This window comes from Streptacidiphilus sp. PAMC 29251 (assembly GCF_054208735.2).
On record NZ_CM135725.2, the window covers coordinates 3,825,492 to 3,849,131 of the forward strand.

Annotated in this window: 22 protein-coding genes and 2 pseudogenes; 13 read left to right on the top strand and 11 right to left on the bottom strand. The window is 71.3% G+C overall.

The window, feature by feature from the left end; genetic code table 11:
- Positions 1-20: 20 nt before the first annotated feature.
- Positions 21-707 carry a sensor histidine kinase gene (locus ACXKR8_RS17890; RefSeq protein ID WP_462100568.1) on the bottom strand — a complete coding sequence of 229 codons (687 nt, stop codon included), beginning with the start codon at positions 705-707 and terminating at the stop codon, positions 21-23.
- A 123-nt stretch (positions 708-830) separates the two neighbouring features.
- Here ACXKR8_RS17890 and dctA point away from each other — a divergent pair, with 123 nt between their 5' ends.
- The 5 genes from dctA (at position 831) to ACXKR8_RS17915 (ending at position 5,952) form a co-directional block, all read left to right on the top strand.
- On the top strand, positions 831-2,159 hold the full coding sequence (gene dctA, locus ACXKR8_RS17895) for a C4-dicarboxylate transporter DctA (RefSeq protein WP_458273904.1): 1,329 nt from the start codon (positions 831-833) through the stop codon (positions 2,157-2,159).
- A gap of 191 nt (positions 2,160-2,350) precedes the next feature.
- Positions 2,351-3,250 (top strand): ABC transporter ATP-binding protein, encoded by a 900-nt coding sequence (locus ACXKR8_RS17900; protein WP_458273905.1) that lies wholly within the window; start codon positions 2,351-2,353, stop codon positions 3,248-3,250.
- Positions 3,247-4,134 carry an ABC transporter permease gene (locus ACXKR8_RS17905; protein ID WP_458273906.1) on the top strand — a complete coding sequence of 296 codons (888 nt, stop codon included), beginning with the start codon at positions 3,247-3,249 and terminating at the stop codon, positions 4,132-4,134. Before ACXKR8_RS17900 ends, ACXKR8_RS17905 begins: the two co-directional genes overlap by 4 nt.
- Positions 4,135-4,144: 10 nt before the next feature.
- Complete coding sequence (locus ACXKR8_RS17910) at positions 4,145-5,296, top strand: sensor histidine kinase (protein WP_458273907.1); 1,152 nt, start codon at positions 4,145-4,147, stop codon at positions 5,294-5,296.
- A complete protein-coding gene (locus tag ACXKR8_RS17915) occupies positions 5,293-5,952 on the top strand; it encodes a response regulator (protein ID WP_458273908.1) in 660 nt (219 codons plus the stop codon). The genes ACXKR8_RS17910 and ACXKR8_RS17915 overlap by 4 nt, the downstream gene beginning before the upstream one ends.
- On the opposite strand, the gene ACXKR8_RS17920 is transcribed toward ACXKR8_RS17915, so the two are convergent.
- From ACXKR8_RS17920 to ACXKR8_RS17930, 3 genes and pseudogenes are all read right to left on the bottom strand, one after another.
- Positions 5,909-7,711, bottom strand: coding sequence for a putative bifunctional diguanylate cyclase/phosphodiesterase (locus ACXKR8_RS17920; RefSeq protein ID WP_458273909.1), 1,803 nt, complete (start codon positions 7,709-7,711; stop codon positions 5,909-5,911). The genes ACXKR8_RS17915 and ACXKR8_RS17920 overlap by 44 nt on opposite strands.
- Before the next feature lie 165 nt (positions 7,712-7,876).
- Positions 7,877-8,301, bottom strand: a pseudogene (locus tag ACXKR8_RS17925) (OsmC family protein).
- Positions 8,302-8,386: 85 nt separating this feature from the next.
- Entirely contained in the window at positions 8,387-8,815 is a 429-nt protein-coding gene (locus ACXKR8_RS17930; RefSeq protein ID WP_462100569.1) for a GNAT family N-acetyltransferase, read from the bottom strand.
- A gap of 345 nt (positions 8,816-9,160) precedes the next feature.
- Here ACXKR8_RS17930 and ACXKR8_RS17935 point away from each other — a divergent pair, with 345 nt between their 5' ends.
- From ACXKR8_RS17935 to ACXKR8_RS17945, 3 genes are all read left to right on the top strand, one after another.
- Entirely contained in the window at positions 9,161-10,015 is an 855-nt protein-coding gene (locus ACXKR8_RS17935; protein ID WP_458273912.1) for an SAM-dependent methyltransferase, read from the top strand.
- A 12-nt stretch (positions 10,016-10,027) separates the two neighbouring features.
- A complete protein-coding gene (locus tag ACXKR8_RS17940; protein WP_458273913.1) occupies positions 10,028-10,825 on the top strand; it encodes an SAM-dependent methyltransferase in 798 nt (265 codons plus the stop codon).
- Positions 10,826-10,900: 75 nt separating this feature from the next.
- Positions 10,901-11,824, top strand: a complete 924-nt coding sequence (locus tag ACXKR8_RS17945) for an LLM class F420-dependent oxidoreductase (RefSeq protein ID WP_458273914.1) — start codon at positions 10,901-10,903, stop codon at positions 11,822-11,824.
- A 231-nt stretch (positions 11,825-12,055) separates the two neighbouring features.
- Here the strand turns inward: ACXKR8_RS17945 and ACXKR8_RS17950 are convergent, their stop codons facing one another.
- The 3 genes from ACXKR8_RS17950 to ACXKR8_RS17960 form a co-directional block, all read right to left on the bottom strand.
- A complete protein-coding gene (locus ACXKR8_RS17950; protein WP_458273915.1) occupies positions 12,056-12,502 on the bottom strand; it encodes a DUF779 domain-containing protein in 447 nt (148 codons plus the stop codon).
- Positions 12,503-12,504: 2 nt separating this feature from the next.
- Entirely contained in the window at positions 12,505-14,028 is a 1,524-nt protein-coding gene (exaC, locus tag ACXKR8_RS17955) for an acetaldehyde dehydrogenase ExaC (RefSeq protein ID WP_458273916.1), read from the bottom strand.
- Positions 14,029-14,136: 108 nt separating this feature from the next.
- Entirely contained in the window at positions 14,137-15,444 is a 1,308-nt protein-coding gene (locus ACXKR8_RS17960; protein ID WP_458273917.1) for a helix-turn-helix domain-containing protein, read from the bottom strand.
- A 414-nt stretch (positions 15,445-15,858) separates the two neighbouring features.
- Between ACXKR8_RS17960 and ACXKR8_RS17965 the strand changes: the two genes are divergently transcribed.
- Positions 15,859-17,754 carry a coagulation factor 5/8 type domain-containing protein gene (locus ACXKR8_RS17965; protein ID WP_458273918.1) on the top strand — a complete coding sequence of 632 codons (1,896 nt, stop codon included), beginning with the start codon at positions 15,859-15,861 and terminating at the stop codon, positions 17,752-17,754.
- 115 nt (positions 17,755-17,869) lie between these two features.
- On the opposite strand, the gene ACXKR8_RS17970 is transcribed toward ACXKR8_RS17965, so the two are convergent.
- The 3 genes from ACXKR8_RS17970 to ACXKR8_RS17980 form a co-directional block, all read right to left on the bottom strand.
- Entirely contained in the window at positions 17,870-18,052 is a 183-nt protein-coding gene (locus ACXKR8_RS17970) for a hypothetical protein (protein WP_458273919.1), read from the bottom strand.
- A gap of 106 nt (positions 18,053-18,158) precedes the next feature.
- Complete coding sequence (locus ACXKR8_RS17975) at positions 18,159-18,923, bottom strand: hypothetical protein (RefSeq protein ID WP_458273920.1); 765 nt, start codon at positions 18,921-18,923, stop codon at positions 18,159-18,161.
- Complete coding sequence (locus tag ACXKR8_RS17980) at positions 18,920-19,573, bottom strand: hypothetical protein (RefSeq protein WP_458273921.1); 654 nt, start codon at positions 19,571-19,573, stop codon at positions 18,920-18,922. Before ACXKR8_RS17980 ends, ACXKR8_RS17975 begins: the two co-directional genes overlap by 4 nt.
- Before the next feature lie 580 nt (positions 19,574-20,153).
- Here ACXKR8_RS17980 and ACXKR8_RS17985 point away from each other — a divergent pair.
- Entirely contained in the window at positions 20,154-21,473 is a 1,320-nt protein-coding gene (locus ACXKR8_RS17985; protein ID WP_458273922.1) for a sensor histidine kinase, read from the top strand.
- A pseudogene (locus ACXKR8_RS17990) lies at positions 21,437-22,080 on the top strand (response regulator). Before ACXKR8_RS17985 ends, ACXKR8_RS17990 begins: the two are co-directional and overlap by 37 nt.
- Positions 22,081-22,108: 28 nt before the next feature.
- Here ACXKR8_RS17990 and ACXKR8_RS17995 read toward each other — a convergent pair.
- The gene (locus ACXKR8_RS17995; RefSeq protein WP_458273924.1) at positions 22,109-22,666 is read right to left on the bottom strand and encodes a TetR/AcrR family transcriptional regulator; all 558 of its coding nucleotides are present in this window, start codon (positions 22,664-22,666) and stop codon (positions 22,109-22,111) included.
- A gap of 83 nt (positions 22,667-22,749) precedes the next feature.
- Here ACXKR8_RS17995 and ACXKR8_RS18000 point away from each other — a divergent pair, with 83 nt between their 5' ends.
- Together ACXKR8_RS18000 and ACXKR8_RS18005 are read left to right on the top strand one after the other, a co-directional pair.
- Entirely contained in the window at positions 22,750-23,193 is a 444-nt protein-coding gene (locus ACXKR8_RS18000; protein WP_458273925.1) for a nuclear transport factor 2 family protein, read from the top strand.
- A gap of 60 nt (positions 23,194-23,253) precedes the next feature.
- Positions 23,254-23,544, top strand: a complete 291-nt coding sequence (locus tag ACXKR8_RS18005) for a hypothetical protein (protein WP_458273926.1) — start codon at positions 23,254-23,256, stop codon at positions 23,542-23,544.
- Positions 23,545-23,640 lie beyond the last annotated feature (96 nt).

A 23,640-nucleotide genomic window follows, 5' to 3' on the forward strand; every position in this document is an offset into this window, starting at 1 on the left:
CAGGCCGAGGGTCTGCTTGTTCAGCCGCCGGGCCAGGCCCCAGGTGCCGAGCCGACCAGCGCGACCGCCCCGGCGGCGATCGCCAGGATCAACGGGAGCTCGCGGTGCGCCGTCGCCGACAGCCGCTCCAGGGTGATGCCGACCGAGACCAGGCCGACGACGCGGTGCCCGGGACCGTAGATCGGGGCGACCGAGCGCACCGACGGGCCCAGGGTGCCGGTGTAGGTCTCGGTGAAGGGGTGGCCGGCCAGGGCGGGGGCGGTGTCCCCCAGGTAGTGCCCGCCGATCTCGCCGGGCGTCGGGTGGGTGTAGCGGATCCCGGTCGGGCTCATCACCACGATGAAGTCCACGGCGGTGGCGTGCTGCACGCTCAGCGTCATCGCCTGGAGCTGCGTGCTCGGATCGGGGCCGCTGACGTCCGCCGCGATGCCGGGGGCGTCCGCGATGGTCTCGGCGAGCGCGAGGGTCTCCGAGCGCGCGTGAGCGGTCTGACCGGAGTGCGCCACCGCGATCGCCGCGGCCGTGCCGCCGACGGTGAGCAGGGCGACCGTGCCGAGCTGGAGCAGCAGCACCTGCATGGCGATGCTCAACCGCAGGGCGCGGGCTCTCAGGCTCCGGTACGGGGTGGGGCGCGGCATGCCGCCGAGTCTGGCACCCCGCTGGTGGGCGGACCAGGCCCGATGCCGGGCGGCCGGAATTTCGAACATAACGCGCACGGTCGATCGGGCACCTCCCGCATGCGCGTAATGCGCGTAATACAGACCCGGCGATGTGGCGCACGCCACATTCAGACCACCACCCGCTGCCCCCACCCCGCCCAAGGAGTTCCGATGTCCGAGTCAGCAACGGCGCCGACCCCACGATCGGCCTGGTACCGCAAGCTCTATGTCTGGGTCCTGGTCGGCATCGCCGCGGGCGCCGGGGTCGGCGCCGCGTGGCCGAAGACCGGCGCCGGACTGCAGCCGCTGGGGACCGTGTTCGTCAGCGCGATCTCCATGGTGGTCACCCCGATCATCTTCGTGACCATCGTCGGCGGCATCGCCGGGGTGGCCGACCTGCGCAAGGTCGGCCGGATCGGGGTCAAGGCGCTGCTCTACTTCGAGGGGATGACCACGGTCGCGCTGCTGCTCGGCCTGGTCGCGATCGACGTGTTCCACCCCGGCAGCGGGATCCACGCCAACGCCGCCAACCTGAAGCTGACCGGCGCCGCCGCCGACTACGCCGCGACCGGCCAGGCCCAGGGCTTCTGGTCGCTGCTGACCGAGGTGGTGCCGTCCAGCGCGGTGAACGCCTTCTCCAGCGGCAACGACCTGCAGGTGGTCTTCTTCTCGATCCTGTTCGGCGTGGCGATCAAGCTGGTCGGCGAGCCGGCCGCGGGAATCGCGGCCGGGGTGGAAAAGCTCGGCAAGGTGATGTTCGCGGTGCTGCGGATCGTGATGTACGCGGCCCCGGTCGGTGCGTTCGGCGCGATGGCCTTCACCGTCGGCAAGTACGGGGTGCACACCCTGACCAGCCTCGGTTCGCTGATCGGGCTGACCTACGCGACCAGCGCGGTGTTCGTCGTGGTCGGGCTCGGCACGGTGTGCGCGCTGTGCCGGCTGAACATCTTCTCGCTGCTGCGCTACATCAAGGACGAGCTGCTGATCGTGCTGGGCACCTCGTCCAGCGAGACCGTGCTGCCGCAGCTGATGCGCAAGATCGAGAAGGCGGGCGTGCCCGAGGACGTGGTCGGTCTGACCGTGCCGACCGGCTACTCCTTCAACCTGGACGGCACCTGCATCTATCTGACCCTGGCCGCGCTGTTCATCGCCCAGGCCACCGGTACCCACCTCTCGCTGGCCAGTCAGCTGGGCATTCTGGCGATCATGCTGCTGATGTCGAAGGGCGCGGCCGGGGTCACCGGTTCCGGGTTCATCGTGCTGGCCGCGACCCTGTCCTCGACGGGTACGATTCCGGTCGCCGGCATCATGCTGATCTTCGGCATCGACCGGTTCATGTCCACCTGCCGCGCCCTGACTAACGCCTGCGGCAACGCGGTGGGCTCGTTCGTCGTCGCCGCCTGGGAGGGAGTGCTGGACCGGGACAAGATGGCGCAGACGCTGGGTTCCGGCACCCCCGCGCTCGAACCCGTCGCCGACCCGGCCCTCGAACCCGTCTGAGCCGGCCACCCAACGACCCACCCGCACAGAGCCACCGCCGCCCGGGCCCATCCCCCAGCCCGGGTCACCCCCGCCCCGGAGCCACCCCCATCCGCCCCGGGGCCCGCCCGCCCGTCCACCGTTCGGTGGACGGGCGGGTTCAACCGTTCGCCGCTCATGGCGAAGGGGTCCCCGCCGCCAGCATGGAGGCCATGGGGACAGCGACAGTGACAGACGCAGGCACAGCAAGCACGGCAGACGGAGACGCAGCGATCCGGGCCCGCGGGCTGCGGAAGGCCTACCAGGGCGTGGCCGCCGTCGACGGCGTCGACCTGGACGTGCGGCGCGGCGAGATCTTCGCGCTGCTCGGCCCGAACGGGGCCGGGAAGACCACCACCACCGAGATTCTTGAGGGCTACCGGGACCGGGACAGCGGCGAGCTCAGCGTGCTCGGCGTCGACCCCCGGCGGGCCGGCTCCGGTTGGCGGCAGCGGATCGGCATCGTGCTGCAGCAGAGCGGCGACTTCGACCTGCTGTCCGTGGAGGAGGTGCTGCGGCACTTCGCCCGCTACTACCGCACGCCCCGCGACGTGGACGAGGTGATCGAGGCGGTCGGCCTCACCGAGAAGCGCCGCAGTCGCACCGGCCTGCTCTCCGGCGGCCAGCGGCGCCGGCTGGACGTCGGGCTCGGCATCCTGGGCAACCCCGAACTGCTGTTCCTGGACGAGCCCACCACCGGTTTCGACCCGGAGGTGCGGCGGCAGTTCTGGGAACTGGTCAGCGGGCTGCGCGACGGCGGCAGCACCGTCCTGCTCACCACCCACTACCTGGACGAGGCCGAGCACCTGGCCGACCGGGTCGGTGTGATCAGCCGGGGCCGCCTGGTCGAGGTGAACACCCCGGCCCGACTGGGCGGCCGGCAGCACGCCGCGGCCGTCGTCAGCTGGACCGACGCCGAGGGCCCGCACAGCGTCGCCACCGCCGAGCCGACCCGGACCGTACGGGAGCTGTCGGCCCGGTTCGGCGACGGCGAGATCCCGGAACTGGCGATCACCCGGCCCACGCTGGAAGACATCTATCTGCGCATGATCGAGGGGGAACAGCAGTCATGACGACCACCACCACCGCTCCGACGACGCACGCCGCCACCACCACCGGCACCGCCACCAGCACGACAGCAGCGGCGCCGGCAGCAGGCGCCGCCCCGTCCGCGCTGCGGCTCGGGCTGGCCCGCGGCGGTCTGGAGACCCGGCAGTTCTTCCGCAACAAGGGCCAGATGTTCTTCACCTTCTCGATGCCGGTGGTGATGCTGCTGCTGCTCGGCTTCATCTACCGGGGCACCGACCCGGACAGCGGGGTCAGCACCCAGCAGATCTTCACCACCGGCATGATCGGCGTCGGGATCATGGGCTCCAGCCTGCAGAGCCTCTCGCTGCAGATCGCGGGTGAGCGCCGCAACGGCACGCTGAAGCGGCTGCGCGGCACCCCGCTGCCCAAGTCCTCGTACTTCATCGGCAAGTTCGTGATGGTGCTGGTGTCCAGCGTCGGCCAGGGCGTGGTGCTGCTCGGCGTCGGCCGGCTGTTCTTCGGCGTCCGACTGCCGGTGGACGCGGCGCACTGGCTCACTCTGGGCTGGGTGTACCTGCTCGGCGTGGCCGGTTGCTCGCTGCTGGGCATCGCCTACAGCAATCTGATGCGCAGCGCCGACTCCGGAGCGGTGGCCATGCTCCCGATGATGGTGCTCCAGTTCATCTCGGGAGTCTTCGTGATCTTCAGTCAGCTACCGCATACCCTTCAGGTGGTGGCCTCCTTCTTCCCGCTGAAGTGGATCTGCCAGGGCATGCGCTCCGCGCTGCTGCCGCAGGCGTACGCGCAGACCGAGCCGGCCGGCGGCTGGGAGCACGGCCGGATCGCCCTGGTCCTCGCGGTCTGGGCGGTGGCGGGGCTGCTGCTCTGCCTGAAGACGTTCCGCTGGAAGGGGCGCGAGGACGGATGAGCGAGGACGGATGAACGAGGACGGCTGGATCCACAAGGTCGTCCTGATCTGGCATGTCTCCTTCGGCATCCTGATCGTGGCCACCGCTGTGAACCTGCTCGGCGACCACGCGAGCCGGGTCGACTACGTCCTGCTCGGCGCCCTCGTCCTCGCGTACGCCGCGCTGCTCGGGCCCGGGCTGGCCCGGCAGTCGGGTCCGCTCTGCGTGGCCTACCTGGTGATCGCCATCGCACTCACGCTGGTTCTCGGCTATCTGGACCCCAACGGCCTGGTCCTGCTCTACGCGCTCTTCCCGCAGCTCTTCGGGGTGCTGGAGTCGCGGCGGATCCGTACCCCGGTGATCGTGGCCCTGTTCGCCGGCGCGGTCGCGGTGGCGCTGCGGCACGAGGAGCTGAGCACCGCGCTGGTCCAGGTCGGCATCGCGCTGCTGGTCAGCCTGCTGATCGGGATCTCCACCCAGGTGATCATGCGCGAGGCGGAACGGCGCGGAAAGCTGATCGCCGAGCTGGAGGCGGCCCGCGCCGACCTGGACGAGGCGCAGCACCGGGCCGGGGTGCTGACCGAGCGGCAGCGGCTGTCGCACGAGATCCACGACACCCTGGCCCAGGGCTTCACCAGCCTCATCATGCTGATCCAGGCCGCCGACGCGACCGTGGAGACCGACCCGGCGGCGACCAGGAAGCGGCTGGCCCTGGCCGAACGCACCGCCAGGGAGAACCTCGCCGAGACCAGGGCGCTGGTCGCCGAACTGGCCCCGCTCGAACTGCGGTCGGCGCCGCTGGACACCGCCGTGCACCGGATCACCGCCAGGCTCGGCGAGGAGCTGGGCATCACCACCGAGGTACGGATCCAGGGCACGCCCAGGCTGCTGCCGCCGGACGTCCAGGTGGTGCTGCTGCGGGCGGCGCAGGAGTCGCTCTCCAACATCCGCAAGCACGCGGACGCCGACACGGTGACCGTCCGGCTCGACTACGGCGGTGCCGGAGTGGTGCTGGAGGTCCAGGACAATGGACGGGGTTTCACCACCACAGGCGACACCAGCACCACCCCCGGCTACGGCCTCCGCGGCATGCGGGCCCGGGCCGAGCAGGTGCACGGCACAGTGGACATCAGGAGTGCCCCGGGCGCGGGCACCACGGTACGGGTGGAGGTGGTCCCATGACAGCGTCAGGAACCGTACGGCTGCTGCTCGCGGACGACCACCCGGTGGTCCGGGCCGGGCTCAGCGGGATGCTGGCGGCCGAGGCCGACCTGGAGGTGGTCGGCGAGGCCGAGAACGGCGCCGAGGCCTGCGCGCTGGCCGCCGAACTGCTGCCCGACGTGGTGCTGATGGACCTGCGGATGCCGGTGATGGACGGCGCCACCGCCACTGCCCGGCTGACCAGGGAGCTGCCCGGGATCCGGGTGCTGATCCTCACCACCTACGACACCGACGCCGACATCGTCCGCGCGGTGGAGGCCGGGGCCAGCGGCTATCTGCTCAAGGACACGCCGCGGCTGGAACTCGCCGCCGCGGTACGGGCGGCGGCCCGCGGCGAGACCGTGCTGGCGCCCGCCGCGGCGGCCACCCTGCTCAACCGGGTCCGCACCCCGGCCACGCCGCCGCCCCCGCCGGTGCTGCTGACCGCGCGGGAGACCCAGGTGCTCGCCCTGGTCGCGCTGGGGCGGACCAACGCCGACGTCGGCCGGGAGCTGTTCATCGGCGAGGCGACCGTGAAGACACATCTGATCAGGGTGTTCGCCAAGCTGGACGTCGACGACCGGACCGCCGCCGTCACTGTCGCCATGCGGCTGGGGCTGCTGCCAGCAGTGCGGTGATCCCCTCCGGCGCCATCGCCCGGCCGAAGTGCCAGCCCTGGGCGCTGTCGCAGCCGGTGGCGCGCAGCAGCTCGGCCTGGAGCTCGGTCTCCACGCCCTCGGCGGTGACGGTCAGCCCCAGCGCGTGGGCCAGCCGCACCAGCGCGGAGACGATCTGCTCGTCGGCGCCCGCCGGGGAGCCCTCCTGGAAGCCCTCCAGGAAGCCGCCGTCCAGCTTGAGCACATGCACCGGGAGCCGGCTGAGGTAGGCGAGGTTGGAGTAGCCGGTGCCGAAGTCGTCGATGGCGATCCGGACGCCCATCGCCTCCAGCGCGTGCAGCGCCTCCAGCGGACGCCCGGCCGGGCCGAGCACCGCGCTCTCGGTCAGTTCCAGCTGCAGCAGCCGGGACGGCAGCCGGGTCTGGCCCAGCACCTCGGCCACGTCGGCGACCACGTCCGAGTCCCAGAACTGACGGGCCGCCAGGTTGACGCTCATGAACAGCTCGGCCTCGGGGAAGGCCTCCAGCCAGGCCCTGGCCTGGACGCAGGCCGTCTCCAGCACCCAGCGGCCGAGCGGGACGATGGCGCCGGTCTCCTCGGCGATGCCGATGAAGCGGTCCGGGCCGATCCGGCCGAACTCCGGGTGCTGCCAGCGCACCAGCGCCTCCACCCCGCGCAGCCGGACCTGCCCGGAGCCGTGCTGGAGCTCCACCAGCGGCTGGTACTCGACCACGAACTCGCCCCGCTCCAGCGCGGGCAGCATGGTGGTGGCCAGTATCTGCCGGGTCGTCCGGCGGGCGATCCGCTCCGGGTCGTAGAGCGCCCAGTGCGCCCTGCCGTCGCTCTTCACCCAGCTCAGGGTGGCGTCCGCGTCCTTGACCAGCTCGGCCGGGGTGGTGCCGGGGACGGGCCGCTCCACCACCCCGACGCTGGCGGTGGCGACCACCCGCTGGGTGCCCAGGTCGTAGGGGACGGCCAGCAGCTCCACCAGTTCGGCGGCGAGCGCGGTCAGCTCCTCGGGCCCGGCGCTGCGCGGGACCAGCACCGCGAACTCGTCCCCGCCCATCCGCGCCACCAGGTGCCCGCGGCCGGAGAAGCGCTGTTCCAGCCGCTCGGCCACGGCGACCAGCAGATCGTCGCCGACGTGGTGGCCCAGGGTGTCGTTGACGGCCGCGAAGCCGTCCAGATCCAGGTAGCAGAGGCCGATCCGCTGGTCGGCCTCGGTGAAGGCTCCCGCCAGCCGGTCGAAGAAGAGGGAACGGTTCGGCAGCCGGGTGAGCGGGTCGTGCATGGCCTGGTAGTGCAGCCGGTCGCCGAGCCGCCGGGCCTCGGAGACGTCCTCGACCATGGCCAGGGTGTACTGCGGTCGGCCGTCGGCGTAGCGGATCAGCGAGATGGTGACATTGGTCCAGACGGCGTGGCCGCGCTGGTGCTTCAGCCGCTTCTCCAGCCGGATCCGGTCCCGGTCGCCGCGGAGCAGCTCCAGGTAGGAGCGGCGCGGATCGTCCTCCACGTCCAGCAGCTCATGGATGTGCAGCCGCATCAGCTCGGGGACGGTGTGGCCGAGCATCTCCGCCAGGGCCGGGTTGGCCTCGATGATCCGGTCGTCGGCGTCGACCAGGGCCATCCCGATCCCGGCGTCGGTGAACGCCGCCCGGAACCGGCTCTCGCTGGCGTGCAGCGCCTCGGCGAGCTGCACGGCGTCACCGACAGGCCGCACGGCGCCGCCGCCCGCACTGTCGCTGCCCCCGTTGTCACCACTACGCACAGTAGTGATCATAGGCGGCGGTCCCGGGCCCGGCCACCGGCAACGGAACGATTCACTCCTCCGGGGAAGGACCGGGGGCGCACGCAGGTGACGTACGCGCCGTGGCCCGAGCCGGAAACGCCGTGGCCCCCGCCGGGAACGGCGGGGGCCACGGGTACCGGCAGCGGCTCGGGGAGGTCAGGCCAGACCCGCCGTCAGCGTGATGGTCGTGCCCGAAAGCGCCTTGCTGACCGGGCAGTTGGCCTTTGCGTCCTCGGCCGCCTTGACGAAGCCCGCCTCGTCGAGACCGGGCACGGTGCCGGTGACGGTGAGGTGGATGCCGGTGATCCCGGTGCCGGGCTGGAAGGTCACCTCGGCCTGGGTCTCCAGCTTGGTGGGCGGGGTGCCGGCGCCGGCCAGGCCGTGCGACAGCGCCATCGAGAAGCAGCTGGAGTGCGCGGCGGCGATCAGCTCCTCGGGGCTGGTCCTCCCGTTGGCGGTCTCGGCCCGCGAGGCCCAGGTCACCGGGAACTCGCCGACACCCGAGGTGACGAGCGAGACATTGCCCTTGCCTCGAGCAGAGAGCCTTCCCATTCCGTACGTGCGACGCGAGTGGTAGCCACGCTGGGTTTCCTCCTGGATCAGTGCTGAAGTCCGGCCGTGTGCCCTGCCCACCCTAGCCGCGCGGGGCGTTCGTGACCGGCCGCCTCACCCGTCACTGCCGACATCCGGCCGGAAGCCCAGTTCCTCGTTGATCGCGATCATGTGCTGGTTGGTCAGCGCGCAGACCGTCTCCACCTGGTCCACCTCCGGGTGCGCGCCCAGCAGCCACTGCAGCATCGCGGCCTTCACCCACAGGCCGAGGCCGCGCCCCCGGTGCTGCTTGAGCACCGCGGTGTCGGACTGCCGGGCCCGGGTCGTGCCGGCGGTCAGCAGGATCTCGCTGAACCCGGCCACCACCTCCTCGCCCCCGGCGTCGAGACCGAGCGCGGCGACGGTGAGCAGGGTCTGTCCGCGCTGCTCGGCCTCCTGGTCGAGCGCGCGGACCCGGTCCTCGTCCCAGTCGGCGCCGTCGCATAGCCAGTCGGCGCCGACCCCGCCCGCCCAGCCGCACCAGGGGCCACTCCCCCAGCGCACCAGGTGGTAGCCTCGCTCGCGGCCTTGACGATGGAGCGCAGGGAGTCCGGATCGCACTCCTCGACCCGCAGCTGCATCCGGACGGTCTCGATCGGTGTCTGCTCCGCCTTGTCGCCCACGCACAGCCTCCGTCGGGGCGCCCGAGGGCGCCGTCGTCCCCAAAGAATGCGCTTCCCCGACCCCCCGGCGACAGGTGCCGCCGAGTGTGAGTCGGATCACGTCATATTCCTGCCACACACCCATCGAGTAGCATGCTTCCGATCATGCAGGTGATGCCCTGTCACCATGGCTGACTGCCTGGTCCATTGGGAACTTCAGAGAAAGCCAAGGGGGCCGAGGAGCGACATGACTGCTGACAACTGGGACTGGGCGGCGTCGGACGGCAGTCTGCCGCCGAGCGTCGACCTGCGCACGGACATACCGCACCCCGCTCGGATGTACGACTACTACCTGGGCGGCAAGGACAACTTCCCGGCCGACCGGGCCGCCGCCGCGGCAGTGGTCCAGTTGCTGCCGAGCGCCCCGGCCGGCTCCCGTGCCAACCGCCGCTTCCTCGGCCGCGCCGTGCGCCACGCCGCGGACCTCGGCATCCGCCAGTTCCTGGACATCGGCACCGGCATCCCCGCCTCCAACAACACCCATGAGGTGGCCCAGGCCGCCGCCCCGGACGCGCACGTGGTCTATGTCGACAACGACCCGATCGTGCTCACCCACGCCCGTGCCCTGCTCCGCGGCACCCCCGAGGGCCGCACCGCCTACATCGACGCCGACTTCCGCAACCCCGAGTCGATCCTGGACTCGCCGCAGACCAAGGGCCTGCTCGACTTCTCGCAGCCGATCGCGCTGCTGGTGGTGGCCCTGCTGCACTTCTTCCCGGACTCCGAGAACCCGCACGCGCTGCTCGACCGGTACAAGGAGGCCCTGCCGCCCGGCAGCGCGCTGATCCTCACCCATGGCACCGGCGAGCTGATGGACCCCGCGATCGCCGCCAACATCGAGGCGACCTACGCCAAGTCCGGTCTCAACATCGTCTCCCGCACCCACACCGAGGTGCTCGGCTTCTTCGAGGGCCTCGACCTGGTCGAGCCCGGGGTGACGCCGGTGCACGAGTGGCGTCCCGACCCCGACAACGAGGACGACCGGCTGATGACCCGCGAAGAGGTCGCCGGCTACGCCGGAGTCGCCCTCAAGCGCGGCTGAACGGCCGGGGACATGGTGAGCCTGCGCGCCGACATGCCGCATCCCGCACGGATGTACGACTACTACCTGAGCGGCAAGGACAACTTCCCCGCCGACCGGGCCGCAGCCAACCGGGTCGTCGCGCAGTTTCCCCACGTACGGTCCACCGCCCTGGCCAACCGCCGCTTCCTCGGCCGGGCGGTGCGGCTGGCCGCCCAGCTGGGCATCCGTCAGTTCCTGGACATCGGAACCGGGATGCCCAGCGCCCACAACACCCATGAGGTGGCCCAGTCGGTCGCACCCGACGCGCGGGTGGTCTACGTCGACAACGACGTGCTGGTGCTGGCCCACGCCCGGGCCCGGCTGCAGGGCAGCCTGCAGGGCCGCACCGCCTGCGTCGAGGCCGACTTCAGGGACCCGGCGGCGATCCTGAGCTCCCCCCAGGTCAGGGAACTGCTGGACTTCTCCCGGCCGGTGGCCCTGATGGTGGTCTCGATGCTGCACTTCCTGACCGACGCCGACCGCCCCGAGGAGATTCTGGACGAGCTCAAGGCCGTGCTGCCGCCCGGCAGTGCGCTGATCCTCTCCCACGCCACCGGCGAGCACCTCTCGATCGACGTCGCCAGCGCGGTGCTGCGCACCTACGCCACCGTCGGCGTGAGCCTGACCTCGCGGACGCACCCGCAGGTGCTGCGCTACTTCGACGGCATGGAGCTGGTCGCCCCCGGCCTGGTCCCGGTCCACGAGTGGCACGCCGAGGAGCCGGAGGACCTGGCCCTGACCTGCACGGAGGTCGCCGGCTACGCGGGGGTCGCGCTGAAGCGGGGCTGAGCCGGGCCGAGCCGGGGCCGAAGCCGGGCTGAGCCGGGCCGGGTTCCCGCTCACTGATCGTGCAGGATGGGTCCCATGGACCTCCGAATCTTCACCGAGCCCCAGCAGGGCGCCTCCTACGACACGCTGCTGCGGGTCGCCAAGTCCACCGAAGAGCTGGGCTTCGACGCCTTCTTCCGCTCGGACCACTACCTGCGCATGGGCGAAGGGGACGGCCTGCCGGGACCCACCGACGCCTGGATCACCCTGGCCGGACTGGCCCGCGAGACCTCCCGGATCCGGCTCGGCACGCTGATGACCGCGGGCACCTTCCGCTGGCCGGGCGTGCTGGCCGTCCAGGTCGCCCAGGTCGACGCCATGAGCGGCGGGCGGGTCGAACTCGGCCTCGGCGCGGCCTGGTTCGAGCAGGAGCACGCCGCGTACGGGATCCCCTTCCCGGACAAGCGGATCGACCGCTTCGAGGAGCAGCTGGCGATCGTCACCGGGCTGTGGCAGACCGAGGTCGGCAAGACCTTCGACTTCGACGGCGTCCACTACCAGCTCAAGGACTCCCCGGCGCTGCCCAAGCCGGTGCAGCAGCGGATCCCGGTGCTGGTCGGCGGGACGGGCCCGAAGCGGCTGCCGGCCCTGGCGGCCCGCTACGCCACCGAGTTCAACCTGCCCTTCGCCTCGGTCGAGGACACCGGCACCCAGATCGCCCGGGTCCGCGCCGCCTGCGAGGCGGCCGGCCGCCCGGCCGACGACATGGTGTACTCCAACGCCCTGGTGTCCTGCGTCGGCCGGGACGACGCCGAGGTGGCCCGCCGGGCGGCGGCGATCGGCCGGGAGGTGGCCGAACTGAAGGCGAACGGCCTGGCCGGCACCCCGGCCGAGGTGGTCGACACCATCGGCCGCTACGCGGAGACGGGCAGCAGCCGCTTCTACTTCCAGATCCTGGACCTCTCCGACCTGGACCAGCTGGAGCTGATCGCCACCCAGGTCGCCCCGCAACTCGGCTGACCGGCCCCACGCAGGCACGGCGCGGGGCCCGGGCGGGGCGGTGGGGTCCACCGTTCCCGCCCGGGGTCCTGCTCCGCGGCCGACCGGCCCCGACGACCTGACTGCCGCGGCGGCCCGCGCCGTCGGCCCCGAAGGCCGCTGCCACAGCAGCTTCCAGGCACGGGCGGACTCCGCTTACCACGTCAGACCGTCGCCAAACCCATCAACACGCAATGTTCATCCGGGAGTTGCTCACCCGGAATCCGGACCGCGCGGGTCCGCCGCAAGGCCGGCCACCAGATCCGCCGCCGCGTCCGCCGCGTCCAGCACCGCCACCTCCTCCGGAGTCAGCAGCCGGGACCGGATCAGGAAGCGCATCCCCTCCGGCGCCTCCAGCGAGAAGCCGCCGCCGCGCCCCGGCACCACGTCCACCGTGAGGTGGGTGTGCCGCCAGAGCGCGAACTGGTCCCTGGACATCCAGAAGGTGACCGGCTCGGTCACGCCCTCCACCCGCAGCGCGGCCAGCAGCACGTCCGAGGCGCCGGTCCGGAACTCGCCCTCCAGATAGCACATCGGCGAGCTGCCGTCGCAGCAGCCACCCGACTGGTGGAACATCAGCGGGCCGTTGACGGCGTAGAGCTTGCGCAGCAGCTCCTCGGCGGCGGGCGTCACCGCCACCCTGGAGAGGTCCTCGGCCATGGCTAGAAGAACCCGAGCTTCTTGGCCGAGTAGCTGACCAGCAGGTTCTTGGTCTGCTGGTAGTGGTCCAGCATCATCTTGTGGTTCTCGCGGCCGATTCCGGAGCCCTTGTAGCCGCCGAAGGCCGCGTGCGCCGGGTAGGCGTGGTAGCAGTTGGTCCACACCCGGCCGGCCTGGATCGCCCGCCCGGCCCGGTAGGCCGTGGTCGAGTCCCGGGTCCAGACGCCCGCGCCGAGCCCGTAGAGGGTGTCGTTGGCGATCCGGATCGCGTCGTCGTAGGTGGCGAAGGGCGCGACCGAGACCACCGGGCCGAAGATCTCCTCCTGGAAGATCCGCATCGCGTTGTTGCCCTCGAAGATGGTCGGCTGGACGTAGTAGCCGCCCGCCAGCTCGCCGTCCATGTCCGCCCTGGCGCCGCCGATCAGGATCTTCGCGCCCTCCTGCTGCCCGATGTCCAGGTAGGAGAGGATCTTCTCCAGCTGGTCGTTGGACGCCTGCGCGCCGATCATCGTGGTCGGGTCCAGCGGGTGGCCCTGGACGATGGCGCGGGTGCGCTCCACCGCCGCGTCCAGGAACTCGCTGTAGTGGCCCTCCTGGATCAGCGCGCGGGACGGGCAGGTGCAGACCTCGCCCTGGTTCAGCGCGAACATGGTGAAGCCCTCGAGCGCCTTGTCCAGGAAGTCGTCGTGGGCCGAACTCACGTCGTCGAAGAAGATGTTGGGGCTCTTGCCGCCCAGCTCCAGGGTCACCGGCTTGATGTTCTCGCTGGCGTACTGCATGATCAGCCGCCCGGTGGTGGTCTCCCCGGTGAAGGCGACCTTGGCGACCCGGGCGCTGGACGCCAGCGGCTTGCCGGCCTCCACCCCGAAGCCGTTGACGATGTTGACGACGCCGGGCGGGAGCAGGTCCGCGATCAGGCTCATCCAGTAGTGCAGCGAGGCCGGGGTCTGCTCGGCCGGCTTGATCACCACCGCGTTGCCGGCGGCGAGGGCCGGGGCGAGCTTCCAGGTCGCCATCAGGATCGGGAAGTTCCACGGGATGATCTGCGCGACCACGCCCAGCGGCTCGTGGAAGTGGTACGCGACGGTGTCCTCGTCGATCTCGGCCAGCGAGCCCTCCTGGGCCCGGATCGCCCCCGCGAAGTAGCGGAAGTGGTCGATGGCGAGCGGGATGTCGGCGGCCATCGTCTCCCGGATCGGCTTGCCGTTCTCCCAGCTCTCGGCGACCGCGAGGGCCTCCAGGTTCTGCTCCATCCGGTCGGCGATCCGGTTCAGGATGTTCGCCCGGTCCCCGGCGGAGGTGCGGCCCCAGGCGGGGGCGGCGGCGTGCGCGGCGTCCAGCGCTGCCTCGACGTCCTCGGCGGTGCCGCGGGCGACCTCGCAGAAGGTGTGTCCGTTCACCGGCGACGGGTTCTCGAAGTACTGCCCCCGCTTCGGCGGCACGAACTCGCCGCCGATCCAGTGGTCGTAGCGCGGCAGGTAGCTCATCTTCGCGCCGGATTCTCCCGGCGCAGCGAAACGGGCCATGGTGGTCGACCTCCGTCAGCCTGCTTGCCGGCCGCCCCTCATTGGACGTCCGGCCCTACGGCCGCACGGTAGACCCGCGGACGTTGCAGCAACGTTGCAGCCCGTGGATCACCGTCGGGCTGCCAGGTCCTGCCCCCACTCGGCCCGCAGCCGCTGGATCCGGCCGAGGGCGACCGCGCGTTCCGGGGACGCGTACGGGACGGCCTCGGCGTAGCGCTCCCAGATCTGGAGGTCGTGGAGCCCCGGCCCCTCGGCCCAGTCCCGGAGCAGGTCCGGACGGGGCGAGGCGAGGACCGCGCAGCGGAGCCGGCTGTCGAGCCAGTTCCGGTGGCCGACCACGGCGGGGGCCTCCGAGGAGGGGAGCAGCGGGCCCGGGTAGTCGGCCAGCGCGCCGGCCAGGTCGCCGCGGTGCAGCGCGGCGGCGACGTCGAGGTAGTCGGCCTGGAGCGGTCCGGTGAGCCGGTAGGGGCGGGATCCGAGCAGACCGCCGACCACGTGCCGGAGCCGGTTCAGCTCGACCCTGACGGTGGTGGGGCTGGCCGAGTCCCCGTACAGCAGGGAGGTCAACTGTTCGCCGGTGAGCCCCTGCTGATGCAGGGTCAGCGCGATCAGCAGCTCGGTGTGACGGCGGGTCAGCCCGACCTCGGGCGCCCCGTCCAGGCGCAGCACCCCCTCGTTGAGCCCCAGCGCCCGCAGCCGTCCGCCCACCGGGTCCGTTTCCCGCGGGGCGTCCGACGGGCGTCCCGGCACCCAGAGCGCCGCCTCGCAGGCCCGCGCCGCCGCCCGGACCAGGGCCAGGCTGTGCGGGTTGGCGACGATGTCGCCGCCGGTGACGTCGATGACGCCGAGGATCCGCCCGGTCGCCGGATCGTGGATCGGCGCGGCCGCGCAGGTCCAGGCCTGAACCGACTGGCGGAAGTGCTCGGTGGCGAAGATCTGGACCTCGTGGTCGAGCGCGATCGCGGTGCCCGGGGCGTTGGTCCCGGCATGGGCCTCGTCCCAGAGCGCGCCCTCGACGAAGTTGATCCTGGCCGCGCGGGCCCGGGCGGTGCGGTTGCCCTCGACCCAGAGCAGCCGACCGGTCGCGTCGGAGACCGCCATCAGATGGTCGCCGTCCTCGGCGGCGGTGCCGACGATCTGCCGCAGCACGTCGATGACCTGGGCCAGCGGGTGCGAGTCGCGGTAGGCGGCGAGGTCGCCGTCGGTGAGGGTGACCGGCGGGTCGACGGCCTGGTCGACCCGGGCGACCGAGGAGCGCAGCCAGGACTGGGCCACCACCTCGCGCAGCCCGGTGCCGGCCGCCCCGGCGGCCAGCTTGTGCGTGCTGACGAAGGCGGAGTGGGCGTGCCCGATCTCCCGCGCCCGTGCCTGCGGGTCCGCGCCGACCCGCGCCAGCCAGCCACTGTTGCCGCTCATCAGCTACCGATCAGCTCCTGCCCTCTCCTACATCCTCTCTCTGGATACTGTCGCCGCCCCGGACCGGGCGCAACGCCCCGCGCAGCCCGCTTCACCGGCCGAACTGGTGGCCGAGCAGGCGTCGACCACCACCTGCCTTCACTACTTGAACGTTTTGGTCGTACGTACAGGAGCGACCGCGTCCCATCAGCGGCCTTGCCGGAAACCCTTGAGAGCGCTTCCAGACCAGTCGCGCCAAGGGTCTTCCGCTGCCGCTCCCACCCCTGTTCAATCGTTCCGGAACTCGGTGTTCAGTCTTGACAGGCCGTCACTCCGGCAGCAGTGTACGTCCCCGAGAGAGCGCTCTACCGCGATGGCGGCCACCCGCGCATCGTCGCATCACTGGCTTCACTTGGAGAAGGCAGGTCGTCGTAAATGTCACCGTTCAGGGCCGCTGATAGTGAACTTCCCGATACAGAACCGCAACTCGCCGGGCCGCGGGACGGCGCCGGGCTGAGCCGCCGCGCCTTCGCCGTCGCCGCCCTCGCCACCAGCGCGATTCCGCTGGCCGTGGCCGTCGCCGGACCCGCCGCCGCGGCCGGTACCGCCGCTGGAACCGCCGCGCAGCCGGCCAAGGCGCCGAAGCCGCCCAAGGTGCCGCCGACCCCGGACTTCGGCCCCAACGTCCAGATCTTCGATCCGACCACCCCGGCCGCCACCATCCAGGCCGCGGTGGACGCCGCCGCCGCGCAGCAGGTCCCGGCCGAGTTCGGCACCGGCCGCTTCGCCTTCTTCTTCAAGCCCGGTACCTACAACGCCGACATCCAGCTCGGCTACTACACCTCGGTGGCCGGCCTCGGCCTCTCCCCCGACGACGTCACCATCAACGGCGAGGTCCGGGTCGAGGGCCAGCAGCAGTCCGACGGCAGCTTCAACGGGCTCACCAACTTCTGGCGCTCGGTCGAGAACCTCGCCATCGTCCCCACCGGCGGCATCAACTGGTTCGCGGTGTCCCAGGCCGCGCCGATCCGCCGGGTGCACGTCAAGGGCAGCCTGTTCCTCTTCCCGCGCCAGGGCGGCTACACCAGCGGCGGCTTCATCGCCGACTCGGTGGTGGACAGCCAGGTGATCAACGCCTCCCAGCAGCAGTGGCTGACTCGCGACAGCCAGGTCGGCAGCTGGTCCAACGCGGTCTGGAACCAGGTCTTCGCCGGGGTGATCGGCGCACCCGCGCAGTCCTTCCCCAACCCCCCGTACACCACCCTGCCGACCAGCCCGAAGAGCCGGGAGAAGCCCTTCCTCGCGGTGGACGCCAAGGGCCGCTGGCAGGTGGTGGCACCCCGGCTGCGGCACAACGCGCTCGGGACCACCTGGAACGGCGGAGCCCCCACCGCCGCTCGGACCATCTCCATCGACAAGTTCTTCATCGCCAAGCCCAGCGACTCCGTCCACAGCATCAACAAGGCCCTGGACCAGGGCAAGCACCTGCTCTTCACCCCCGGCATCTACACGATCGACCGGACCATCCGGGTGAAGAACGCCGAGACCATCGTGCTCGGCATCGGCTTCCCCACCCTCAGCCCGGTCGGCGGGGTCGTCCCGATGACCGTGGCCAGCACCAAGGGGGTGCAGATCGCCGGGCTGCTGTTCGACGCCGGCGAGGACAACTCCCCGGTGCTGCTCCAGGTCGGCGACAAGCGCGGCGGCTGGAGCGACGCGGGCGACCCGACCTCGGTCCAGGACGTGTTCTTCCGGATCGGCGGCGCGGGCCCGGGCAAGGCCACCACCGCCCTGGTGGTCAACGCCGACAACGTGCTGCTGGACCACATCTGGGCCTGGCGCGCCGACCACGGCTCGGGCGTCGGCTGGACGGTCAACACCGCCGAGACCGGGGTGGTCGTCAACGGCGACAAGGTGCAGGCCACCGGCCTGTTCGTGGAGCACTTCCAGAAGTACAACGTGATCTGGAACGGCGAGCACGGCAGCACCATCATGTTCCAGAACGAGCTCCCCTACGACCCGCCGAACCAGGCCGCCTACCAGCACAAGGGCATCCTCGGCTGGGCCGCCTACAAGGTCGACAACTATGTGAAGCACCACGAGGCCTGGGGTCTGGGCAGCTACTGCTTCTTCAACGTCGACCCGACCATCCACGTCAGCCACAGCTTCGAGGTCCCGCTCACCAAGGGCGTGGTCTTCCACGACCTGCTGACCGTCTCGCTCAACGGCGACGGCGTGATCGACCACGTCATCAACGACGTCGGCGACCCGGCCCAGGGCACCGCCACCGTCCCGGTGAACGTGGTGCTCTACCCGCCCGCCGCGAGCTGATCCAAGCCGCGACCCCCAGAACCAGGCGGACCGCCGAACCGGGACCCGACCCCCGGCCCGGCGGTCCGTCTCCACGTCCGGGCCCGCCGGCCCGCCCGGCACCTCAGGCCCTGGATCACCGCGGCCGCCGGCGCGGTCGCAGGAGGAGGTCGAGGACCTGCCGGGCATCGCGTCGCCGCCGGCGGTCGGGTGCGGCAACAGCCGTCAGAGCGACGATGATGACCGTCGCCCCGTACAGGACGGCGCCAGCCGTGCCCGCCCCTGCTGTGGTGGTGGCAATGGTCGCGAACGTATGCATGCGAGCCTCCCGGGACCGGGGCCAGGACGGCCTCACCGTCCCAACCCCGGAGTTCAGTGGTGACTGACCGTGCGGGTCGTCGGAGCAGCCTCGGTCCGAGCGGTGCTCAGGCGAGGGCCTGTTCGAGGCGGCGGGTGAAGCTGGGGCCCGGACAGGCGGCTATGCCGTCCACATCGATGGCGGGGTCGTCGTTGTCCGGGTCCGGGCCCGGACGCACGACCAGGCGGTCTAGCTCGCAAGCGAGTTGGGCGAAGGGCACCGGTGTGCTGCGGACCGGTCCGGGAGCGGGGAGCAGATGCGGAAGGATCTGGGGCCAGCCACTGATAGCGGGGAGGGTGGGTGGCGGGTTGTGCGGCTTGGCGAGGGCGATGGCCTGAGTGAGCCACCAGAAGGCCTCGCGACTGTCGCCCCGCAGGACACGGTGCAGGTACAGGCAGGTCGCGGCGGTCCGGTTGCCGGCGCCGGCGGCCACTTTCCACCAGAACGAGGCGCTGATGGGGTGGGCGGACAGGTGCAGCAGGCAGCCGAACAGCAGGGCTCCCTCGATCTGCAGGTCAAGGTCGAGGTGGGAGCCAGTAAAGGGCTGTTGCCGACGCCCGGGCGGTTCCTGCTCATGGGCGAAGCCGACCAGGACGGCCATCGCTCCGGGGGCCGACAGTGTGGTGCGTGCGGCCTCGTCGAGAAGGTCGCGAGCCTCGTTGCGGGGGTACCGGTTCCCCGCTGCCCGGGCACGGGCCTGCCTGACCCGGGCCGCGATTGTTCGCAGGGCTTCGGGGACGTCCGCCTCCGCCGCCTGGTGGATCTCACGAGTGCGGGCGGCGAAAGCGGTCAGGCGCTCGACGGCCTCGTCCAGGTCGGAGTGCTGGGTCATGAGGTGACTCCCGTGCGGCGTCGGGCTCCGGGGGAACGGGCGGGCAGGTCGGGCTTGACGAGTCGCCGCAGCTGCATCTCGCCGCCGATGTAGGCCTTGGCACGGTGGTAGTTGCGGTCCACGGTGCTGGGGGCAGTCTGCAGGAACCATGCCACGAAGAGCGTGGAGCGCCCCGCGGCCTTGAGGATGAGGATGTCGAACTGACGCGGCATCAGCAGTCGCAAAGTACGGTAGAGGCCGACGTCGGTGTCGGCCTCTGGCCCCTGCAGTGACTGCCGCATGTCGTCCAGCAGTTGGCGGGCCAGCCGGGCCTGCTTGTCGAAGGGAAGCTCCAAGCCCATCAGATGGGCCTCCACCACCACCGCCTGGACAAGCAACTCGAAGCCTGCCGCCGCGGTGTCAGGGACCTGGCGGGTGAAGGAGGACCAGTCCGCGGCGATCTCGGTCAGTACCGACAGCGCCACGGCACGGGACCGCTCGCCGTCCTCCAGAATGGTCTGCGCGAAGACCAGGAAGTTCGCGTAGTGCGTCGCGATGTAGGCCTGGCACTCCAGGGTCAGGCCCAGCGGGTCCTCCAGCGAGGAGAACCACTCCTGCAGCCAGGCACGGTCCGCCGGTTCCAGCCCGAAGCCGGTGAAGTCCTCGTTCATCGTGACTCCCGAGCGGTGCCGGACCGGGCGCAGGCACGGGCGAGGGGCGAGTGGGGCGAGAGGAACTGAGGGAAGTTCATCGGACTCGATTCGGGTCGGGCGTGCGACCGGGTAACGCAAGTGCCGGCCGGGGCTCGCGATCGGGCCCGGGACCAGACAAGCGCGTCGAACGCCTGATTCACTCACGAGCGAACCAACGATTTGCACCGCTCGAACACACGCAGACACTTGGCGTCACCCCGTGGTCCATCAGATGGACACTGATACGTGCACGTCAGATATGTCCCCCCTTTGCGGGGGGACAACAACGACCGGCCTCGCCGGAGGATCGCCTGTGATGCAGATCACGGTTTGCGCGTGGATACCCTACGCATGCCAAGGCCGGTGGCAACGTGGACTTCTGGGGCCCGATGAACCACAGAGACGGCAAGGGAGGCGAGGGTGGGGGAAACTCCACCCCCGGATCCGGTGCCCAGGGCCCCTGCGTCCGCTGCCGCCCGCCCCGCAGACTATGGGCAGCAGATTCGGACAGTGCGGCGACGAGGGCGGGGACAGCATGAGCGGGACAACGGTCGATGACATGCGGACGAAGGGGCGCGCCTCGCGCTCCTGGCTCGGGGAGCGGCTCACCAGCACCCGTCGGGGCCTGGTGCTGCATCTGCTCGGGTATCCGGGCATGCTGGCGCTGATCTTCGCCACCCTGGCGATCGGGTTCCTCGGACTGGGCGTCGGGGTCTTCCTGCTGCCCGCCGCCATGGCCACCGTCCGGGGCATCGCCGACCGGCGCCGACACCGGCTCCGGCAGTGGACCGGGGTCGAGATCGCCAGCCCCTACCGTCCCCGCCCCGCCGACCTGCCGGACGGGTGGCCGGACGGCTGGGCCGGCTACTGGCGCCGCTGCCAGTGGCTCCTCACCGACGCCGCCACCTGGCGCGACCTGCTCTGGCTGCTGGTCGACCCGATCGTCAGCAGCTTTCTGGCGCTGCTGCCGCTGGCGCTGATCCTGGAGGGCGTCTACGGCTTCGTCATCACCGCCTTCGCCGGGCCGATGACCCGGGCCGGCTACAACGACTGGTACCTCTTCCTGCATGTGCACAAGGGCCACACCGGCGACGTCGCGGCGACCTCGGCGATCGGCGTGCTGCTGATCGGCCTCGGCCTCTGGTCCGCCCCCAAACTCCTCACCCGGTACGGACGGTGGAGCACCAGGCTGCTCTCGCCCACCCCGGCCGCGCTGCTGGCCCAGCGGGTCGAGCAGCTCACCGTCACCCGCACCGACGCGGTGGACTCCCAGGCCGCCGAGCTCCGCCGGATCGAGCGCGACCTGCACGACGGGGCGCAGGCCCGGCTGGTGGCGATGGGGATGAACCTCGGGGCGGCCGTGCAGCTGCTGGAGCACAACCCGGAGCAGGCCAGGGCCATGCTGCTGGAGGCCCGCGACTCCTCCGCCAAGGCGCTCACCGAACTGCGCGACCTGGTCCGCGGCATCCACCCGCCGGTGCTGTCCGACCGGGGCCTCGGCGACGCGGTGCGGGCGCTGGCCCTGGACAGCGCGCTCACCGTCGAGGTGACCGTCGACCTGCCCGGACGGCTGGACGCCCCGGTCGAGTCCGCCGCCTACTTCGCCGCCGCGGAGGCCCTCGCCAACGCCGGCAAGCACGCCGAGGCGGAGCACGTCTGGATCGACCTGCACCACCACGACGGCCGGCTGCTGATGACCGTCAGGGACGACGGCGTCGGCGGCGCCGACGTCAGCAGGGGGACCGGGCTGCGCGGGATCGAACGCCGACTCGCTACCTTCGACGGAGTCCTCGCCCTCAGCAGCCCGCTGGGAGGGCCGACCACCATCACTGTGGAGCTGCCGTGCGTGTTGTCCTCGCCGAAGACCTCTTCCTCCTGAGGGACGGCCTGGTCCGGCTGCTCGAGGCCTACGGCTTCGAGATCGTCGCTGCCGTCGACAACGGCCCCGACCTGCTTCACTCCCTCCGGGAGCTGAAGCCGGAGGTGGCCGTGGTCGACGTCCGGATGCCGCCCACCTTCACCGACGAGGGCCTGCAGGCCGTCCTCCAGGCCCGGCGCGAGTCGCCGGGCCTGCCGGTGCTGGTGCTGTCCCAGTACGTCGAGCAGCTGTACGCCAGGGAGCTGCTGGCGGACGGCACCGGGGCGGTCGGCTACCTGCTCAAGGACCGGGTGTTCGACTCCGACCAGTTCGTGGACGCGGTCCGCCGGGTCGCGGCGGGCGGCACCGTGATGGACCCGGAGGTGATCGCCAAGCTGCTGGCCCACAACGCCCGGGCCGAACCGCTGTCCGCGCTGACCCCGCGGGAGCGGGAGGTGCTGGCGCTGATGGCCGAGGGGCGCTCCAACGCGGCGATCGCGGCCCGGATGGTGGTGAGCGAGGGGCAGTCACCAAGCACACCTCCAATATCTTCGCCAAGCTGGGCCTGCCGCCGTCCGAGGTCGACAACCGCCGGGTGCTCGCGGTGCTGGCCTACCTCAACACCTGACCCCCTGCTGGGCCCGCCGATGGTGGATTCAGCCGGCCGCGGCGGCCAGCAGCACCGCCGCCGCGGCCCGTGCCTGCCGGGCCGGGGCGGTCGAGCGGCTGATCGCCGCCGTGGTCATCGCGCCCTCGGCGAGCAGGGCCAACTGCTGGGCCAGGGACGCGTCCTGGACCAGTTCCGCGAGGTAGAGCCGGAAGCCGGCCTTGTGGTCGGCCACCGCGTCGGCGACGGCGGGCGAGGTCGCCCCCAGCTCGCCGAAGGCGTTGATGAAGGCGCAGCCGTGGAAGTCCGGCTCGGCGAACCACAGCGACAGCCAGTCGAAGACGGCCAGCGGGCGGGCGGTCCGGTCGGGCTCGGCGTCGACATGGGCGGCCAGGGCGGCCAGCCAGCGGGCGTCGCGGCGCCGCAGATAGGCCTCGACCAGGTCGCCCTTGGAGGGAAACAGCTGGTAGAGCCGTTTGAGGGAGAGTCCGGAGGCGCTGCGGATCTCGTCCATGCCGACAAGTTGCACGCCTCTGGCGTAGAACAGCGCCTCGGCCGCGTCCAGGGCCCGGGCGCGTACCAGGGCCGGTTCCGCTGCTACCGCCATCCGCGCCTCCACTTGAGAACCACCGTTCTCCAAGCGTACCGTGGCTACGGGAGAACGGACGTTCTCAACCCTGGAGGAGCAGCATGCCCGCAGACGTGTCCGAGAGCCGCCCGCCGCTGCCCCCGTTCACCGAGGAGACCGCCCGCGCCAAGGTCCAGGCCGCGGAGGACGCCTGGAACACCCGCGACCCCGAGCGGGTCGCCCTCGCCTACACCGAGGACTCCGAGTGGCGCAACCGCGACCGCTTCCTCACCGGCCGCACCGAGATCGTCGCCTTTCTGCGCGACAAGTGGCAGCGCGAACTCGACTACCGGCTCCGCAAGGAGCTCTGGGCCTTCACCGGCAACCGCATCGCTGTCCGCTTCGAGTACGAGTGGCACACCGCCGAGGGCCAGTGGTGGCGCAGCTACGGCAACGAGAACTGGGAGTTCACCCCCACCGGCCTGATGCACCGCCGCTACGCCAGCATCAACGACCTCCGCATCAAGGAGAGCGAGCGCCGGGTGGGACTTGAGCCTCAGCGGTAGGCCCCCAGCACTCGTCCACCTCGGTATTGTGGCTACCAACCGAGCGATCCGGAGGATGCCATGAGCAGTGCGCATGACCATCCCTTGCCCACGCACCGCTCCCAGCCGGAGCACCCGCTCCGGACGATCCGCGACATCCGGGAGTCCCTTCCCGAGGATCAGCTCACGCATTTCGACGCCGAACTCGCGGTCACCGACCTGGACGAGCTTCCAGTCATGCTGACCCGCTGGGCCACTTCCGCGCATGACGGCTTCGAGGAGTTCCTCCTCTCGGCTCCCTTCGAGGGCCTGGAATTCGGCGCCCGCCCTTATGACGAGCCGCCGAGCGGCGAACCGGCGCGGCTCTGGTGAACCCCTGGGAGCACTGCGGCTGACGGCAGGCCCGCGGTGATCCCCTGGGCCGAACGGGCGGCGGGGTTGCCGAGTGGGGCGGGGCTCTGCTAGCTT

Excerpts from the sequence above, each read along its gene's own strand:
- ACXKR8_RS17970 (WP_458273919.1), bottom strand. The coding sequence starts at position 18,052 with ATGCATACGTTCGCGACCATTGCCACCACCACAGCAGGGGCGGGCACG.
- ACXKR8_RS17950 (WP_458273915.1), bottom strand. The coding sequence starts at position 12,502 with ATGGCCGAGGACCTCTCCAGGGTGGCGGTGACGCCCGCCGCCGAGGAG.
- ACXKR8_RS17900 (WP_458273905.1), top strand. The coding sequence starts at position 2,351 with ATGGGGACAGCGACAGTGACAGACGCAGGCACAGCAAGCACGGCAGAC.
- ACXKR8_RS17995 (WP_458273924.1), bottom strand. The coding sequence starts at position 22,666 with ATGGCGGTAGCAGCGGAACCGGCCCTGGTACGCGCCCGGGCCCTGGAC.
- ACXKR8_RS17975 (WP_458273920.1), bottom strand. The coding sequence starts at position 18,923 with ATGACCCAGCACTCCGACCTGGACGAGGCCGTCGAGCGCCTGACCGCT.
- ACXKR8_RS18000 (WP_458273925.1), top strand. The coding sequence starts at position 22,750 with ATGCCCGCAGACGTGTCCGAGAGCCGCCCGCCGCTGCCCCCGTTCACC.
- dctA (WP_458273904.1), top strand. The coding sequence starts at position 831 with ATGTCCGAGTCAGCAACGGCGCCGACCCCACGATCGGCCTGGTACCGC.
- ACXKR8_RS17965 (WP_458273918.1), top strand. The coding sequence starts at position 15,859 with ATGTCACCGTTCAGGGCCGCTGATAGTGAACTTCCCGATACAGAACCG.
- ACXKR8_RS17985 (WP_458273922.1), top strand. The coding sequence starts at position 20,154 with ATGCGGACGAAGGGGCGCGCCTCGCGCTCCTGGCTCGGGGAGCGGCTC.
- ACXKR8_RS17940 (WP_458273913.1), top strand. The coding sequence starts at position 10,028 with ATGGTGAGCCTGCGCGCCGACATGCCGCATCCCGCACGGATGTACGAC.
- ACXKR8_RS17980 (WP_458273921.1), bottom strand. The coding sequence starts at position 19,573 with ATGAACGAGGACTTCACCGGCTTCGGGCTGGAACCGGCGGACCGTGCC.
- ACXKR8_RS18005 (WP_458273926.1), top strand. The coding sequence starts at position 23,254 with ATGAGCAGTGCGCATGACCATCCCTTGCCCACGCACCGCTCCCAGCCG.
- exaC (WP_458273916.1), bottom strand. The coding sequence starts at position 14,028 with ATGGCCCGTTTCGCTGCGCCGGGAGAATCCGGCGCGAAGATGAGCTAC.
- ACXKR8_RS17920 (WP_458273909.1), bottom strand. The coding sequence starts at position 7,711 with ATGATCACTACTGTGCGTAGTGGTGACAACGGGGGCAGCGACAGTGCG.
- ACXKR8_RS17915 (WP_458273908.1), top strand. The coding sequence starts at position 5,293 with ATGACAGCGTCAGGAACCGTACGGCTGCTGCTCGCGGACGACCACCCG.
- ACXKR8_RS17960 (WP_458273917.1), bottom strand. The coding sequence starts at position 15,444 with ATGAGCGGCAACAGTGGCTGGCTGGCGCGGGTCGGCGCGGACCCGCAG.
- ACXKR8_RS17905 (WP_458273906.1), top strand. The coding sequence starts at position 3,247 with ATGACGACCACCACCACCGCTCCGACGACGCACGCCGCCACCACCACC.
- ACXKR8_RS17910 (WP_458273907.1), top strand. The coding sequence starts at position 4,145 with ATGAACGAGGACGGCTGGATCCACAAGGTCGTCCTGATCTGGCATGTC.
- ACXKR8_RS17890 (WP_462100568.1), bottom strand. The coding sequence starts at position 707 with ATGTTCGAAATTCCGGCCGCCCGGCATCGGGCCTGGTCCGCCCACCAG.
- ACXKR8_RS17945 (WP_458273914.1), top strand. The coding sequence starts at position 10,901 with ATGGACCTCCGAATCTTCACCGAGCCCCAGCAGGGCGCCTCCTACGAC.
- ACXKR8_RS17935 (WP_458273912.1), top strand. The coding sequence starts at position 9,161 with ATGACTGCTGACAACTGGGACTGGGCGGCGTCGGACGGCAGTCTGCCG.